The sequence below is a fragment of the Nonomuraea sp. NPDC052129 genome (genome assembly GCF_040680095.1).
In the GTDB taxonomy this organism is placed as follows: domain Bacteria; phylum Actinomycetota; class Actinomycetes; order Streptosporangiales; family Streptosporangiaceae; genus Nonomuraea.
The window spans coordinates 73912-90701 of sequence record NZ_JBFAVX010000019.1 but is presented as its reverse complement, the minus strand read 5'-3'; the positions used below and the strand labels follow the sequence as shown (position 1 = coordinate 90701).

Annotated in this window: 13 protein-coding genes and 1 riboswitch; of the genes, 2 read left to right on the top strand and 11 right to left on the bottom strand. The window is 67.9% G+C overall.

Annotation, left to right across the window (positions count from 1 at the left end; translation table 11 throughout):
* Positions 1 to 247: 247 nt before the first annotated feature.
* A complete protein-coding gene (locus AB0L53_RS34435) occupies positions 248 to 3805 on the top strand; it encodes a serine/threonine-protein kinase (protein ID WP_364002975.1) in 3558 nt (1185 codons plus the stop codon).
* A 60-nt stretch (positions 3806 to 3865) separates the two neighbouring features.
* Here the strand turns inward: AB0L53_RS34435 and AB0L53_RS34430 are convergent, their stop codons facing one another.
* From AB0L53_RS34430 to AB0L53_RS34420, 3 genes are all read right to left on the bottom strand, one after another.
* Positions 3866 to 5011 carry an RICIN domain-containing protein gene (locus tag AB0L53_RS34430; protein ID WP_364002972.1) on the bottom strand — a complete coding sequence of 382 codons (1146 nt, stop codon included), beginning with the start codon at positions 5009 to 5011 and terminating at the stop codon, positions 3866 to 3868.
* A gap of 220 nt (positions 5012 to 5231) precedes the next feature.
* The gene (locus tag AB0L53_RS34425) at positions 5232 to 6014 is read right to left on the bottom strand and encodes an SDR family oxidoreductase (protein ID WP_364002969.1); all 783 of its coding nucleotides are present in this window, start codon (positions 6012 to 6014) and stop codon (positions 5232 to 5234) included.
* A gap of 23 nt (positions 6015 to 6037) precedes the next feature.
* Positions 6038 to 6793 (bottom strand): SDR family oxidoreductase, encoded by a 756-nt coding sequence (locus AB0L53_RS34420; protein WP_364002966.1) that lies wholly within the window; start codon positions 6791 to 6793, stop codon positions 6038 to 6040.
* A gap of 142 nt (positions 6794 to 6935) precedes the next feature.
* Here AB0L53_RS34420 and AB0L53_RS34415 point away from each other — a divergent pair, with 142 nt between their 5' ends.
* Complete coding sequence (locus tag AB0L53_RS34415; protein WP_364002963.1) at positions 6936 to 7577, top strand: TetR/AcrR family transcriptional regulator; 642 nt, start codon at positions 6936 to 6938, stop codon at positions 7575 to 7577.
* Here the strand turns inward: AB0L53_RS34415 and AB0L53_RS34410 are convergent.
* From AB0L53_RS34410 to AB0L53_RS34375, 8 genes are all read right to left on the bottom strand, one after another.
* Entirely contained in the window at positions 7571 to 8326 is a 756-nt protein-coding gene (locus AB0L53_RS34410) for a hypothetical protein (protein ID WP_364002960.1), read from the bottom strand. The two genes, AB0L53_RS34415 and AB0L53_RS34410, sit on opposite strands and share 7 nt — an antisense overlap.
* Positions 8327 to 8964: 638 nt before the next feature.
* Positions 8965 to 9579 (bottom strand): GNAT family protein, encoded by a 615-nt coding sequence (locus AB0L53_RS34405; RefSeq protein WP_364002957.1) that lies wholly within the window; start codon positions 9577 to 9579, stop codon positions 8965 to 8967.
* A 7-nt stretch (positions 9580 to 9586) separates the two neighbouring features.
* A riboswitch (SAM riboswitch) is annotated at positions 9587 to 9675 on the bottom strand.
* A 101-nt stretch (positions 9676 to 9776) separates the two neighbouring features.
* Entirely contained in the window at positions 9777 to 10274 is a 498-nt protein-coding gene (locus AB0L53_RS34400; RefSeq protein ID WP_364002954.1) for a Pycsar system effector family protein, read from the bottom strand.
* Complete coding sequence (locus AB0L53_RS34395) at positions 10271 to 11650, bottom strand: hypothetical protein (protein WP_364002951.1); 1380 nt, start codon at positions 11648 to 11650, stop codon at positions 10271 to 10273. Before AB0L53_RS34395 ends, AB0L53_RS34400 begins: the two co-directional genes overlap by 4 nt.
* Position 11651: 1 nt before the next feature.
* Positions 11652 to 12941, bottom strand: a complete 1290-nt coding sequence (locus AB0L53_RS34390) for an OmpA family protein (protein ID WP_364002948.1) — start codon at positions 12939 to 12941, stop codon at positions 11652 to 11654.
* Positions 12942 to 12955: 14 nt separating this feature from the next.
* Entirely contained in the window at positions 12956 to 13750 is a 795-nt protein-coding gene (locus AB0L53_RS34385; protein ID WP_364002945.1) for a hypothetical protein, read from the bottom strand.
* Between the two features lie 95 nt (positions 13751 to 13845).
* The gene (locus tag AB0L53_RS34380; RefSeq protein WP_364002942.1) at positions 13846 to 15978 is read right to left on the bottom strand and encodes a hypothetical protein; all 2133 of its coding nucleotides are present in this window, start codon (positions 15976 to 15978) and stop codon (positions 13846 to 13848) included.
* A complete protein-coding gene (locus AB0L53_RS34375; protein WP_364002939.1) occupies positions 15975 to 16754 on the bottom strand; it encodes a hypothetical protein in 780 nt (259 codons plus the stop codon). Before AB0L53_RS34375 ends, AB0L53_RS34380 begins: the two co-directional genes overlap by 4 nt.
* Positions 16755 to 16790 lie beyond the last annotated feature (36 nt).

Sequence of the window (16790 nt, the reverse complement as noted above, 5' to 3'; positions counted from 1 at the left end):
CTTGCCGGACTACTGCGATGATTACGGACCGCAATAGGGCGAACGCTGATCGACATGACGGAGAAGGGTAAGGATTGACCATCCGGCATAGATCAATTACATGGTTCGCGTTCCTGTAGGTCGGCCCACATGCGGGTGTGACTGCGGTCAAGAGCCCGACTGGGCGGTGAACCTCGCGAGGATGGCAACTCCAGGAAGGGGGACGGCATCTAAACGACGTAGTCGATCAGCGATGCGGAGTGGTGAGATGGCGTCGGCCCTGCTTCCTGGCGACCCTCTTCAACTGGGGGATTTCTGGCTGGCCGGGCGGCTCGGAGCCGGCGGGCAGGGGGTGGTCTACGAGGCGTACGACGCCGAGGGCGCCCGGGTGGCGATCAAGGTGTTGCACGGGAACGCCGCCGGTGACCGGGGTCTGCGGGCCCGGTTCGGCAAGGAGGCCGCCGCCGCCCAGCGGGTGGCCTCGTTCTGTACCGCCCGGGTGCTGGCGGTTGATCTGGACGCGCCCAAGCCGTACCTGGTCAGCGAGTACGTCGAGGGGCCCAGCCTGCGCCAGGCGGTCGACGGCGGGCGCCGTTTCAGCGGCGATGAGCTGCACCGCCTGGCGACCGCGGTGGCCACGGCGCTGACCGCCATCCACGACGCCGGGGTCATCCACCGAGATCTCAAACCCGACAACGTGCTGCTGGGGCCCGACGGGCCGCGCGTCATCGACTTCGGTGTGGCGCGGACCCCGGAGATGTCGCTGACCGCCACCGGCCAGGTCACCGGCACCCCGACGTACATGGCTCCGGAGGTGTTCACCGGCCAGCGCGCCGACACTCCCGCCGACGTGTTCGCCTGGGGCGCCATCATGGTCTACGCGGCGACCGGTGACGATCCTTTCCGGGCGGAGAGTCTGGGCGCGGTCATGCACCGCGTCCTGTCGGCCGAGCCGGATCTGACGGTGCTGCCGCGGTCGGTGCGGCCGCTGGTCTCGGCGGCCCTGGCCAAGGACCCGCTCGCCAGGCCGGCCGCGCGCGAGCTGCTGCTTGGCCTGGTCAGCGGCGGCCTGGTCGGCGGCGGTCAGGGCAGTCAGGCCGACCTGCTCACCGTCGGCAGCGTCGAGGCGGGGCTGCTAGACCGTGGGGCCCCAGCCGATCCCACTCTCGGCACCCTGGCCGACGACGCCTACGAATGCCTCGACCCCGCCGAGCGTGATCTGGTCCCCGATCTGTTCCTGCGCCTGGTGAACGTCACCGAAACGGGCGAGGTGACCGTACGGGTGGCGTCGCGGGAGGAGTTGTCGGAGGCCAGGACGTCGCAGGAGCGGGCCGCGCTGGAGCGGATCCTGGAGGTCTTCGCGTACCTGGTGACCACGCGGGGCGATGACATCACCCTGGCCCGGCCGGCGCTGGTACGGGCCTGGCCGCGGCTGCGAACCTGGGTCGGCGACGAGCGCGACGGACTGCCCACGCACGACATGATCCATACCGGCGCCCGTCACTGGAACGCCCATGGACGTCGTGACGGCGACGTCTTCCAGGGCAGCCGCCTGGAGACGGCACTGCGCTGGGCCGCCACCGGCCGCCGCCACCTCACCCTGAGCAAGCTCGAACGCGACTTCCTCGACGCCTGCAACGCCGCCACCCGCCACCGGGTCCGGCGCCGCCGCCTCCTCACGGGCGCCTTGGCCGTCCTGCTCGTCCTCGCTCTGGCGGGCGGCGGCCTCGCCCTGCGGCAGAGCCGCCTGGTCTCGGAGCAGAGCAGGATCGTCGCGGCACAACGGGACGAGGCGGTCGCGGGCAAGGTGGCGGCGCAGGCTGACACCATGCGGGCCACCGACCCGGTCCGGGCGATGCTGCTCAGCGTCGCCGCCTGGCGGCTGGCTCCCATCTCCGCGACGCGGGCGACGTTGCAGAACGCGTGGGCACAGCGGGAGCGCGCGGTGTTCACCGACCCCGACACCGGCGCCGAGACCGTCCGGCAGATGACCGCGGACGGGCGTACGTTCGTCAGCGTGTCCCCGCAGGGCGTGCGGCTCTACGACGTGCGTACGGGCAAGAGGATCGGCGGCTGGAACGACCTGAAGATGGGCGCGGACAGGTTCCTCGGAGCCGACCTCAGCCCCAGCGGCCGGCTGCTGGCCGTGGCCGCGGGTCATGCCGTCACCATCTGGGACACGAGCACCGGCAGGCGGACGGGAGCCAGGCGCAAGATCGATGTGCCGGGATTCTTCGGCGGCGTCCAGTTCCTGACCGGAGACCGGTACGTGAACGTCGTGGGGTCCCAAGGCGGCGACCTGTGGGACATACGGACCGGCGCGACCGTCTCCACCAGGGCCGGCATGCTGCGGCCGGCCGTCACTCCGGCCAACGACCTGGTCGTGAACGCCGACCTCGAAGGGCGTTTCCAACTGCTCAGCCTGCCGGGCGGGAAGCCGGTGGCGAGGTGGCATGACGGCGAGACCTGCGTCAAAGACGGGCAGGTGGCGGCCATCAGCCCCGACGGTCATACGGTCGCGTGCGGCACCGGCTCGGACATCTCGTTCGTGGACCTGCGCACCCGGCGTACGCTTCCCCAACGGATGTCCACGGGCGGCGGCCGGATCTGGTTCAGCCCCGATGGCCGCTACCTCGTGGCCGACGGCAACGACCGCTTCGAGCTCATCCGCGTCTCCGACGGGAACACCCTGCTCGACTACCCGGTCGCCCCGCAGAATGTGGCCTTCGACGGTACGACCCTGCGCTACCTGGCCGACGAGAGCGTGGTGAGCCTCGACATCTCCGATCTGCTCCATCCAGTGCGGTTGCCCGGCCACCCTCCGGAGGCCGCCGTGTTCAGCCCGGACGGCCGGTTCCTGGCCACGCAGCAGAAGGCCGAGTCGCGGGAGTTGGTGCTCTGGGACGTGGCGCGTCGCCGCCCGCTGGGCGCCCCGCTGAAGGTCACCATCGGAGACAGCCAGATGGCCCTCGCCTTCAGCGCCGACGGGCGACTGCTGGCGTCCATCGGCGGCCTGGGACAGCGGCTGGAGACGCGGGACACCTCGCAGCCGTCGCACGTGTCCGCGGCCCGGCTGCCGGACCCCTGGACGGCGTCCACCGTGGCGGTGAACGGGAACGGGACACTCGTCGCGGTCGGCGCCGGCGACACCAACGACGACCTCGAAGGTATGGGGCACAGCCGGGTGTTCATCTGGGACGTACCGCACCACACGTGGATGCGGTCCGTCGAAACCGGGAACCTGTCGGGGGTCGTGTTCCGGCCGGGTAGCCCGATGATGGTCCCGGTGACCAACTCGGCGAACCGCCTGATCGATCTGTCCACCGGGCAGCCGGTGGGTCCCGGATTCGGCCCGGGAGGTCTCAACGGCGCGTTGCGGACGATGGCCTTCAGCCCTGACGGAGCGGTTCTCGCCACTGGCGACGAGTCGGGCAGGCTCGTGTTCTGGGACGTGGCCACGGGCGGCAAGCGCGGCCCGACATTCCGGGCGAACCCCAACGACGGCGTCGGGATCACACAGATCGTCTTCTCCCCGAAGGGGGATGTGGCGGCGTCCATCGGCGCGGGGGAGGTCCAGTTGTGGGACGTCGCCACTCCGCGCAAGCTCGGGCCATCGATGGCGGCGGAGGGGGACTCCGTGTCAGCCGCCTTCGGATCCGATGGGGCGGTACTGCACACCCTCGACGACAAAGGCGTGCTGCGCGACATGTCCGTAGGGCCCGAGGCGACGGCCGCCACGATCTGCGCCCGCGCCGGGCGGGGGCTGACGCGGGCCGACTGGCAGCGGTATCTGCCCGGTGTGCCGTACCGGGAGGTCTGCCCGTGATCGTGGGTCCGGCCCGTTCCCGATCGAGCGGGGACGGGCCGGTCGTACGTCTGGCCGAGGTCAGCTCAGGAAGCTGCCGTACGGACCGGACAAGATCTGGTTCTTCTGGCTCTGGTTGAAATGCGTGTTCGGGTAGTCGTAGAACGACGCGGACATCGGTGTCCCGTCGGTGGAGGACGAGTCGGGCAGGCCGAAGGCATGGCCGAGTTCGTGGACCATCCCGCCGTACCAGCGGTTCATCGGGCCGTTGACGCCCGCGGCGCCATCGGCGTCGTGCTGGTTCAGGATCACCCAGCCACCTCCGCCGCCGCCACCCGCTCCGTTGCCTTCCGCGCTGATCTCACCCACGTTGATCCAGCGCGGGTCGGGTGCCCTCAAGTTCAGCTTCCTGAGGAGTTCTTGCTGCATGTTGAAGACGGTCCACCAGTACGGGTCGCTCCCGTTGGGGGTGGTCTCGTACCAGTTCTTCACGTGGTCGCCGTTGACGACCTCCACCACGGGGTTGTTGAGGGTGAAGGTCTTGCCCAGCTCCTGCTTGTAGTAGCGCTGCGCCTCCCGCAGGACATTGGCGATACCGTCCGGCCACCGCTGGTCGAAGGCCACGTCGGATGGCTTCAGCCAGTACACCCGGATGGTCTTTTCCGGGGGTGTGGTGGGGTTGCCGCCACCGCTGGTGTAGTTCGGCAGCCGCCAGGTCCGTGAGGACACCGCGTCGCAGGGCAACTGTACGAGCCCGGTGTTGGCGGCCGACGAGCCGCCCGCGGGGACGACGCACTTGCTGGAGTGCACGGCCTGGAGCCTGAAGGTCTTGTCGGTGCCGCTGACCGTCACCGGGACCAGGCGGAACTTCTGGTTGTTGGCGCCTGAGCAGTTCCACTGGATGACCGTGGCGTTGTCGGCGGTGGACGCGCCGTAGACGTCCACGCATCTGCCGCTGGTCGACGTGCCGACGGTGTACTGGTCGGTGGTGCCGCTCACCGGGGTGAAGGTGAAGTTCTGGTTGCCGCCACCGTTACAGGACGCCTGCGTGAGCTGGACGCCGTTGGTGGTGGAGCTGTTGGGGAGGGTCAGGCAGTTGGCGCCGTTCTGGTTGACGGCTGTCGAGGTGAATGTCGTCGCGGCGTTGGCTGGTGGGGCGCCGACCATCGTGATCACAAAGACCAGGGCGGTGGTCAGCGAGGTAAGGGCGGCGGCTAATCGTTTCATCGATGCGCGTCCTTCCGAGTCCTGGGAGCGAGGGCAGGCGTGTGAATACGATGACGCGCGAAAAGGTTTTCGGCAAGATCTTGTGAACGTTACATGGAGCGCGGCGAGGACAGCAGGTCGTAGGGGTGACAGCACTACGTAGGCCAACACAGCTTGCGAAATGCTTTTCGGTAGAGGATGCGAGATCTGGGTGGTTGAGGGGCGGTTTCTGCTGCTGGGCTCAGTGGTCGTTGGCGGTCTGTCCGGCGGCGAGTCTGGCGAACATGCCGCCGTCGACGACGATCTCCGCTCCCGTGATGTAGCCGGCGCCCGAGGAGGCGAGGAACGCGACCGTACGGGCGATCTCGTCGTCGGATCCGATGCGGCCCAGAGGTACACGGGACGCCATGTCCGCCCGGAAGCCGGCGAGCGCGCTGGCGGGGAGGCCCTGTTTGTTCAGGGCGGGGGTGTCGATGGGGCCGGGGCTCACGGTGTTGACCCGGATGCCGCGGGGTGCGAGTTCGATGGCCAGCGCTCGTGCCATCGAGAGCAGTGCCCCCTTGGTGGCGGCGTACACCGACCAGTTGGGAAATGCGCGGGTCGCGAGCCGTGAGCTGCTGAAGATCACGGAGCTGCCCTCGGCGAGCATGGGCAGAACGCGCTGGAGCGTGAACAGCTGCCCCTTGACGTTGATCCTGAAATGCTCGTCGTAGAAAGCCTCGTCGACGGCCTCCAGCGGGGCGAACCGCGCCACCGCCGCGTTGAGGAACACCAGGTCCAGTCGCCCGAATCGCTCGCGTACCTCGGTGGCGAGGGCATCGGCATCGGCCAGGACGCCTGCGTCGGCGCGAAAGACCGTGATGTCGTCGGGCAGCGTACGCCTGGCTGCGGCGAGGGTGGCGGGATTCTGTCCGGTGACGAGTACGGAGAACCCTTCGGCGTGCAGGAGTCGCGCCGTGGCCAGACCGATTCCGGTGGTGCCTCCGGTGATGAGTGCGATGGGATGGGATGTCGCCTTTTTCATGTCAGTCTCCTTGTTGCTGAGGGTCAGGCGCTTGCGGCCAGTCCGCCGTCCACGGCGAGGTTCACTCCCGTGATGAAGGCGGCCGCGGGGGAGGCCAGGAAGGCGACCGTGCGGGCCACCTCCTCGTCGGATCCCATCCGGCCCAGCGGGATCCGGGAGGAGAGGCCGGTCCGGAAGCCGTCGCGCACGTGCGACGGCAGGCCGAGTTTGTCCAAGGCGGGCGTGTCGACAGGTCCCGGACTCACGGAGTTGACGCGGATCCCGCGCGGGGCGAGCTCGACGGCCAGCGTACGAACCAGGGACATCACCGCGCCCTTGGTGGCGCTGTAGACCGACCAGTCGGCCTGGCCCAGCTCCGCGCCCAGAGCGCTGTTGAAGATCACGGAGCTGCCTTCGGCCAGCATGGGCAGGACGCGCTGGAGCGTGAACAGCTGGCCCTTGACGTTGATGTCGAAGTGCTCGTCGTAGAAAGCCTCGTCCACGGCCTCCAACGGCGCGAACCGGCCGACTCCGGCATTGAGGAACACCACGTCCAGGCCCCCGAACCGCTCCTTGGCCTTGGCGGCGACAGCCTGAGCATCGGCGGGGACACGGGCGTCGGCGCGGAGGACCGTGACCTCGTCGGGCAACGTGCGCCTGGCTGCGGCGAGGGTGTCGGGGTTCTGTCCGGTGACGAGTACGGCGAACCCTTCGGCGTGTAAGACCAGGGCCGTGGCCAGGCCTATTCCGGTAGTGCCGCCGGTGATCAGCGCGGCGGGACGAGAAGCGGATGTGGTCATGTTGGTGCTCCTTGGCTTTCGTGCCGCTCTTGCGGCGGGCGTCGGCTCAGAAGGGGGCGCCTGGGTCGCCTGGAAACTGGACGGATTGGTCCAATGTAACTTCAGTGGACTGATCCGTCCAGTACGAACTAAGCTTCAGACCATGGCTCACCAACCGACCACCGACCGCGGGCGGCGCAGCCGCGCCCGAATCGTCGAAGCGGCCTCCGCTCTGATGAGCGACCACGGCGTCAGCGGCACGGGCGTCGACCGGATCCTCGCCCGGGCCGGGGCGAGCAAGAGCCAGCTCTACCACTTCTTCGACGACAAGGATGACCTGGTCCGCGCGGTGATCGCCGCTCGGTTCGAAGCCGTGCTGGACGAGCAGATGTCCCTGCTGACCGAGCTGGACAGCTGGGCGGGGATCCGCCGCTGGCTCGACATGTTCGCCGACACGAACGAAGCGTTCGGCCTGCCCGGCTGCCCCATCGGCACCATGGCCAATGAGCTCGCCGGCCGCGACGAAGCCGCACGAGTCGACCTGGCCTCCTGCTTCATCAGATGGGAGCAATACCTGAGCGAGGGCCTGGAGCGTATGCGGGCCCAGGGCCGGCTCGCCCCGGACGCGAAACCGAAAGAGCTCGCCATCGTGGTGTTCGCCGGCATTCAGGGCGGATTGCTGCTCGCCAAGACGCAGAAGGACGTAGGGCCACTGCGGATCGCGTTGGACGCCGCCTACGCCCACCTACGCTCGTTCAAGATTCCGCCCGAGGCGCGTGGTGGCAGCTGCGTGGAGGCTCAGTAGGTGTGGCCGGGCCAGTGCGGGTCGTCCCAGCGGGCGTCTCCGGTGAGACCGAGCAGTCGCAGCCGGTGAAGCAGGTGTTCGGGCGCGCCATGGGCACGCAGGCGTGAGGGGGCATGGCGAACAAGCCAGCTGGTCAGTGCAGTGCGCAGCTCTTCCTCGTTGTCGGTCCAGTTGTGCCAGGGGAGTTGGTCTCCGAGCAGGTCGCGCTCCCAGTGGGCCACGGCTTCGGCCAGCCGCTGATCGGCGACGGGGTCGCTCAATGTCTCCCAGTAGGCGAGCCAGGGGCCGAGTGTGGCAGTGGCCGCGGCGCACACGGTGAGGACCTCGTAGGCGGGGACGGCGGCATCGGGTGCGGTGAGACTGTGAGCCCACCACGCGTCCAGGAAGGCGCGAACCGCCGCAGCCTGTTGCGCGGGCCATTGCTGCCAGCCACCGCGGGCCAGCGAGTAACCCACTCCCTCCAGGTCGTAAAGAACCGGCACCACCAGGCCGTCGACCAGAGCTGCGGCGAGCGAGGGCAGGATGCGGCGCAGCACCGCCGCGTGGTCGTCCCAGTCGCTCGCCTCATAGCTACGCCGTAGCAGGTCGGGGTCCAGCGCCACGTCCGGCGTCTTCAGACGGGCGAGTTCTTGGGCGCTGCCCCAGTGGCACGTGCAGTTGATCTCGTCGGGGTCGGCGGTCATTCCGCGAAGGGTGGTGGCCAGGTTGTCCAGCGCGGCATCCAGGCGAAGCCGTACGGAGTTGGTCATGGGCGTCCGCCTCGGGGGACTCCGGGGGCTTGCGCCAGCCGAAGATCGCTACGTTACCGGTTCCGGACTGGAGCTGGAAGTCGTGTTCCGATTCATAACGGTTGGAAGCAGCTCCGCTCGGTCTGCTCAACGGCTGGGAGAGGTGCGTGCGGCCGAACAGGGCCGCACGCACCAGACGGGTCTCGATCTACCTAGAGCATGAGCCCGTACTCGATGGCTGTGGCGGCGGAGGCTGCGGCCTGTACGGCTGCAACGGTGACCAGCGCTACGGCGATCATGATCACGAATCTGATGGCGGTACGCATGCGGGTTCCCTTCAGCTGTCGGTTGGCGGGTTTTCCCTCTCTTCGACCTCTTCGACGCGGGGCGGAGTCGGGATGGCCCGGTCAGGCCGTTCGCGATCGGGAAGTTGGGCCTGTAAGGCTTATATTTGGTGGTCCAGATCGACCAGACGACCGTCACGGCGCCTTGAAGCCGGTTACCGTGGAGATGCCCTACCAGTATGAGGCGGCGTAGTTGTGCAGGAGCGTCCGCATAGCCGAGCGAGAGTCATGCGCCGGCTTTGCTCAGGAGCTGCACCGCAGGGCATGCCTGACGGCCGACGCGGACCGCAGTACGCTCAAGGCGCAAGCCCGGAGCTACCCGGCGCTCACGGTGGTGAGGCGAGCACGTAGTGCCGACTTCACTGCCGGCCATTCAGCGACGACCACAGAGAACATAGCCGAATCTCGCAACATCTCCGCTTCACCGGGTGCCCACGAGGGAGACCAGCTGCGCAACACGCCCTCGAAGTGCGCGCCAAGGCCCTCGATGGCCCGACGCGATCTCTCGTTTCGGGCGTCCGTCTTGAGGTCGACGCGGGCCACGCGCAGCGTCTCGAACGCATAGGTGAACAGGAGGAGCTTCGCCTCCAGATTGATCCCGGTGCCCTGCGCCGATCCCGCGAGCCATGTCCAGCCGATCTCAATGGCGCGCAGGTCCTGCCGGCCCGGCCAGGTGCGGGGGTCCCAGAACGCGGTGCACCCCACCGCCACCCCGTCCCGCACCCGAATCTGCGCGAACGGAGTCAGCCCCTCGTTCCTCCGAGCGAACTGGGCCGCCAGGTACTCCTCGATCTCGTCGGCCCGGGGCACCACGGTGAAACCGTAGGAGGAACGATCCTCCTCCGCCGCCCGCGCCAGATCCGCCGCATGCCCCATCGCCAGGGGCTCCAGCCGGACGGACGATCCATGGAGCACGGGAACATCGAGCATTGAACTCTCCTCATCGTTCCTGGCATTGGCACCTTGCCCTTGGGCAGGTTGCCGGACCGTCATCGGGCCAGGCCCCTCGGATCCTCTGGATGATCTCGGTGGAGAGATCCTGCCCCAGCGCGAGAACGGCGTCAAATGGTAATCGCGAGCAGAGGTGGCATCCGTCTTCACACCAAGGCCCGGGAGCCTTGGTCGATTCAGACGAGGAACGGTGACACCAGCCAGGCGGCGGCCGCGCTGGCGAGCGTCCAGACACCTACCTGGATCAGGAGATACTTCGTCCGGACCAGTCTGCTCATCGCGAAGATCTGGTTGGCCAGCGTATCCAACTCGGCCCTCGACGACCGTTCCAGCGCGGTGATGAGGCTGTAGGACGATTCCTGCCTCAGCGCGTCGCCAAAGAAGCTCACCAGCGTGTTGGGGCGGCTGCCGCTGCCGCGCCTGGGATAGACCGCGGCCAGGAACAGCACGATGGCAGTGCAGGCCAGGGCCGATCCACACCACCACAGCCCCTCGCCAGAACCGAGGTCGTGCGGCCGCCAGCGTCCCGCGAATAGGCCGCCGAGCACCGCGCCGACCGCGACAGCGGTGGTGGCGAGCAGGATCGAGGCCTTGGTGTCCGCACGGGCCGCCTCGTCCCTGATCTCGCCCAGGATGCGCTGAGCATGAGCGGCGGATCGGTTCGAGTCGGTCATGGGACCGTCTCTCCGCCGGGCGCGGGCTGGGCGGTCGGAGAGACCGACATGCCGGTGGAGAGCTGAGCGATCCATTCTTCGCGTAGTATCCGAAGTTCCTCCTCCAGCGAGTCCGGCCGGAACCGCTGGATGGCTTCCTCGACTTGGTGTAGAGCGCCGAACTCCGGCTCGGGGCCGATGACTCCGGCCAGTTCAGGCTGGACACGGTCCCGGAGCGAGCTGCCCCGCTCTGTGTTGGAGAATGCGGGAGGAAGGCTGCCAGCCTTTTCGTGGAAGCCGCGAGCGTACATCATGAACTGATATGCCTCGCTGTACCGCTCGGAGATGCGACTGATCAGATCGTCGCGTAGCGCACTCAGGTTGCTCCAGGCCACGCTGTGCCGCCTGACGTCGGCGCCAGCCTCGCGCACGCGGCGCTTGCTCGCTCTCCGGGCCTTGCGTAGGCGCCACCGGGCGTCGAATTCCTGGCTCGCGTATGCATCGTGCGCGGCGATCTTCAAGGCGAACGCGCAGAGTGTGAGCGTGACGATCAAGATCGTCACGAAATCCTGCGGCAGGGCGAGCTGCGTTACGTCACCTGACTGCGCGGAGGTTGCGTTCGCCTCCCTGGTGCGTTGTACCGCCCAGCTCGCGGCGACGAGCAGGAGCATGGAGGGCAGCAGCAGGAGGAACGCCCAATAGCCGAGCCCGGCCAGGAAGCGGCCGAATCCGTGCCGGGTCTTCTGACGTCCGGTATGCAAGCGGATGGCGCGGTGCACTGGTTCGCCGAGCGTCGTGCCGGAGATAAGTAGCCCAACCGTCAGCGTGATCCCAGGCAGGAGAGTAAGAATCTCCTCCAAGCCGTTGATGTCGGAGTTCCCGATGAATTTCTGGAAGACGTTCCTGAAGTACCAGGTGTCGAAACCGCCGACGGCCACGATCGTGGGCCACACGATAATCCGCAACCAGAGCGGGCGCCTGGGAGTCAGCGTGGCGATCCGCGCCTCCCGCAACCGCCACAAGTCCTGTGTCGCGTTGCCGAGCGCGCCGCCGCACACGATGGCCCGCAGCTCCGCCAGGGAGGATTGCGCCTCGTGGTACTTGCTGATCAGCCCTCCCCGCAATGCATCCATCTGCTCAGCCTGCTGCCGCACGAGTTGCGAGGCCCGCTTCTTGGCGCTGAGCAGGGCGTGCGACTCCAGGTTGTCCAGCTGCTCTGGCTCCCGGGCGGGTGTCGTCTGGAGGTACATGTCGAAGTTGCGCTGCCAGCAATCGCAGCCGTGGTGGCAGAGATGGACAGGGTGCCGCGTGCCGCCCGCCGCGTCGTGGCCCTCGGCAGGGGGGACGATCCGGCCGTTGAGCGTCTCGTCGTCCGAATGGAGGTTGCCGCTGCTCATCCTATCCACGCACCTTGTACTTGATCTCCACCCTGCGGTTGCACCGGCGGTCGGCCGGGCTTGTTCCCGCGCACTTCGGCGCCTTCTCGCCCATCCCCACCACATGCACGTTTCCCAGCCCGGCCTCCTTCAGTACCCTGCGCACTGCCCCGGCCCGCCGTTTGGACAGGTCCATGTTGTATGCCGCGTCGCCTTGGTCGTCGGTGTGTCCAAGGACTTTCAGCCACTCTGGCGCCTTTGGGATGACTTTGTCGGTGAAGGAGGCCAATGCCGTCAGCCCACGCGCCGAGAGCTGGTCGGAATCGGTCGCGAACAGCACGTCGCTGGGGAGCGTCTCCACCTGGACCGGGTTAGGCGGTTCCTCGACGCTCAAGAACTTGATCCGTTCGTCCTCGGGCTCGGCTGCGGCAGCAGCCTGCGAGCCTGTGGGGGCTGTTGCTGCGGGCACAGGGGCAGGGCGGGAACCCGACTCGATGGTGCAATTCCGCGCGGAGTTGGTGGCCTGCGCGCACATGCCCGACCACAGGGTGCGGAGCCACTGCAGATGGGGTTCCTGCGGTTCGGGATGCCCCTGTCCCACGCTTCCCACCCAGGGCAGACGGACCTCCCAGCCCGTCAGATCGGGCACGGCCCTCTGCGCGTCACAGGACCGGACGATGCGCGCGGCGTGTGCGACGTCTCGCATGGCGGTCTGGCGCAGGTCGGCGCAGCCGGTCGTGGCCAGGCCATCAGTGACCACAATCAGAGTGTGCCGAGCCTGGGTGATGCCGAGCTGCCCAACCCGGAAGGCGGCCATGACGTTGGTGCCCGGCTTGCCGGGGTTCCGGGCGGCCCCGTCGACAAGTTCCCGTAGGCAGGCGCTCGTGTTCCCGGCGAATTCCGTCCTGTTGCGCTCGCCGCCGGTCATCCTGGGCAGGTAGACGGGCGCACCCTGCCAGGCGATGCTCTCCCCGCCGTCGATCGCGCCGATCTTGATGACGGCTGGTGTGGGCAGCAACGGGATCAGCGACTTCTCCTGCGCGCCAAAGCTGATGGATCCGTCCTCAAGCGGTACGCCTCTGCCACCGAAGATCGCGGTATACCAGTCGGCGGTCTGGCGTGTCTCTGCGTCCCGCATGGAGGCGCTGCGGTCGATCACCAGGACCAGTTCGCGTGCCGTCGGGGTCTTGTCGCGCGACAGGCGACCAAGCGCAGCGCAGGCAGCGCCCGGCCTGGGCGCGGTGGCGATGGGCTGTGGTTCGTCGAAGAACGAGCACGCCGAGGTCAGGAGGACGCAGGCCAGCGCCGCCACGCGCAGAGAGGCGCTCATCCCTGCTCCCAGGGCAACTGGGCCGACTGCTCGGGCAGGTGCACGCCGAGCTGCTGCAACGCGGCCCTGAGCGCGGTCTCACTGTCCTTGACGAGATCGAACACGTTGACCGCCTGCTGAGCACTGACCACGCTGTTGACCACGTCGAGGAACCGCTGGGCGGCTTCATGCCGCTCGCTCTCCATGATGCCCATGACGTCGGCCGCGTTGACGGGGTTCTCGGCCAGTCGCACAGCGAAGCGGCTGCGCCAGTTCGCCTCGCCGTCCTCCAGGAACCGGAGCCAGAGGTCGCGCTCCTTGCCCAGTCGTGCCACCTGGGTCCGGGTGAGTTCGAGCTGAGTATCGTCCTCCATCAGCTTCCGGCCAATGCCGCGCTGGTGCTCCAGGACCTCCTCACTCAGCGCCACCCACGCCTGCGCCGTGCACTTGATCGTCACGTTGTCGCAGTCGTGGATCGGAGCGAGGAACGCGGCGGTCAACGCCTCGTCGATGGCCTGCTCGGCCGCCTGCGGTTGATGAGCGGGAAACTTGCGCGCGGTGGCGCGTATGACGTTGTGGACGCGGCGGTGCGCCGCCCATCGTTTAGCGTCGATCTCTGCGGACAGGTGTTGCTGGGAATCGTTCGTCTTCGGCTGTGCGCACCAGGAGCACCACACCCTGACGGTGAAGGTCAGCGCGTCCCCGCGGGCGGGCGTCTCGATGACCAGCGGATCGTCCCACACATGCAGGCCCTCGCCGGGCGCGTGGTCGCACGGGCGCGGCGGCGGCTGCATGAAGCGGTGCGTGAGCATGATCGGGTTGTACGGCTCGTCTTCGGCGCACGTATGGGGAACAGAGGGGGTGGGATGGGGACGAAGTCTCTCCCACAGTCGACGTAGAACGCCCATCAGGTGTTACCGCCTTTCATGAGGTCGTAAAGGTGCTTGCTCAGGCCGGCACTGGTCGTGCCGGTATGGAACCAGTGGTGCACATGGAGGCGGAGCGGACCGCGCAGGTCGCTCGTGCTGCTGGCGAAGATCCGCTCGATGACAGACCGGCGGCGATAGGGAGCGCTGTCCCAGCCGGCCACCCAGACACCGAACGCGGTCCACGCTTCGTGCACCGGAGGTGCCACCGTGTGCCGCGAGCTGCGCGAGCTCAGCCCGCAGGCCAGCGCGTTGAGCCAGATGGTGACGAGGTGCCGCCCGGCTTCTGGCCACGACTCCTCGCTGAGCTCGTCCAGCCGTAGTCGGTCGCGTCGGTCGCCATCAGTCGTGGCCAGGCGCGTCAGGGTGAGCGCGGCGACGCGGCGGAGCCCGGCGTGACTGTTCACGCTCCAGCCGGCGAGCTCCTCGATGATGGTGGGCGCGGTGCCCGTCGTGCATATGTCGGTGAGCGAACGTGCGATGGCGTCTTGCAGATATCTCTCCCGGGGCGACGACTTCATCACCATCCACTGGAAGGCTTCGAGCGCTTCGACGATCCTGTCGATGCCGATGCGGGAGCCGTATGCCCGCGCTGCTGTACGGCGGGTGGTTGTGGTCCTCAGCCAGCCGCCCAGGCAATCGAGGACCTGTTGGGAGGGGTTGTCCGCGTACGCTGCCTCAAGCGCCCAAGCGGCCAGCCATGACTCGTTCTGCCGCCTGGACCGGCTCCATCGGCGGAGGAACTCGGTCTCGACCATTTTGAAGTCGTAGGCAGCGATGCGGCCTATGGCGTGCGCCGCCTTGATGCGTACGTCCCGGTCCGGGTGCCCGGAGAGCTGGGTCAGCCAGGCGAGGACGGGATCGCGGATGCTCTGCCCTTCCTGCCAGATCACCTCCAGGATGGCGGCGGCCAGCCGCGGCCTACGCAGGCAGACTCGCGTGCTGTTTTCTCCCGAGCTGCAGTCGGCCTGCGCGAACTGCAGCCAGTCGGGCAGCCACTCCCACGACGGCGGGCCGGTGTTGTCCTGGGGAACTGGCGACGGGTGCACCAGCTCCCCCAGCAGGGCGGCGGCTCGCGAAACCGTGACGAGGGGCAGCTCGTTCAGCACTGCGGCGCTGATCAGGAAGCAGCGCCTGTGCAGGGTGGCCTTGTCATCGACCAGCAGGCCCTTAGCCACCTGCCGCAGCGCGTTCGGAAGACCTGAGACGACCTCCGCCGTGGTGCCGCCGTCGGCAAGGATCATGGCCGCCTCCCTGGCCAGGGTGGCGCTCTCACCGGGAGGCCGGTCTTCGCCCGCGATGTGCCCGAGCTCGTCCTGCATCGAGGGGGAGTCGGAGAGGCCCAGCTTCTCCAATTGCCAGACGAGCCAGCTGTCGAATACCTCACGTGGATCGGGAGGCTGATGGCTGATCGAGGAATGCCCGGGCAGGCCGTCCGGATCGGTCAGGACGACGAAGCGGCCGCACAGTTTGTCCGCCAGGGATTCGAGATGGCGCAGCACGTCGCGCTGGCCATGCCGGGTCCACGCTGCGCCGGTCGCGTCCAGCACGTAGCCGGCGTGCTCCTGCAGCTGCGCCGCGTCCACCTGGATCAGGTCGCCACGGACCGTTAGCGTTCCATAGCGGCGGACCAGCCCTTCATATGCTCCGTCGCTCGCCCATTGTCCCAGCGCGGCCAGCGCGGTCCAGTGCCTGCCGCTGTTCGGTTGTCCCTTCACCACCGCGACCCGCTCCATGGCGAGCCGGTTCACGAGCTCCCGGTAGGAGCCAACATTGACGTGGGTGTTGCCGACCTGCCGGGCCTCATCGCTGCTCAGCAGATACGGCCTGACGAGCCCCTTTTGTCCAATTCCGATGTTGATGTCGCCGTTATGAGTTTCGAAGAGCGCGCTGTCCATGATGCGGTGCGCCGAACCCCGGACGAGCGGGCGCAGGTTCCCCTCGCGAACCCGACGCTCGGCGTCCTCGTCCGCGAGCTGCTGGCCGAGCGGTTTCGCCTCGTCGTCGCTCTCTTCGTCGTCCACGATGACGTGCGGTGCCTTCTCCTCGTGGGCTGCATAAGGGTCCGGCTCCTCGGCTGCGCCCTTCTCAGGAGGGGAGGCCGAGTCGCTCATCTGGGCCCACCCAGATGGATGTCGCCGATGCGGATATCGCCCGAGTGCGTCTCGCTCACGTTGGAGCCGGTGATGGTGTGGGCGGACCCATAGACGATCTGCTTCGGCTCACCGCTCGGCGGTTCGGCCAGGGCGGCGGCCGCATCCAGCGGCCCCGCGTCTTCCTGCGGCGGAGCAGGGACGTCGTCGAAGGGATCGAGCTCATGGATCTTGAATAGGTCACAGTTGGGCACGTACAGGTGGGCGAGATACCGGTTCTTCTTCACCGCAACGCGCACCTGCCGAAACCTGGCCGGGCTGAGCGTGCCGTATCCGTCGGTGAGGTAGTCGTTGAAGACCCGCTCGGAGACGATCACCGCCAGGTCCGCACCGTGGCAGCACGCCAGCGCCACCCGCAGCGCCTCAGCGTCGACCAGCCGGTTGACCTGTACGGCGTGCGAGCCCGGGATCCCGGTGGCACCGTCCGTCCTTACCGGCCCTTCGTGCAGGGACACCCTGAGCCGGATCGAGGTCCATGGCGGCGGCAGCGGCCGGCGGTTACGGGTGCCGAGAAGGACGTTGAGTTCCTGGATGAACGACTCGGCCAGCTCGCCGATCGGCGTGTCGGCGGGTAGCACCGCGAACGCGCCGTCACCTGACCACTGGGTCGCCCATGCGGTGAGGTCGAGCTCTGCCTCGCGCGCTGCGATCTCCAGCAGGAGTCGGAGGCTCTGCTGTGCCTCGTGCTGCTGCGCTTCGTTCCGTTCGCTGTAGCTTTCGATGTCGATAGACATCATTGGGTGGATTTTCCGCATGTGGGAATCACGCATCCG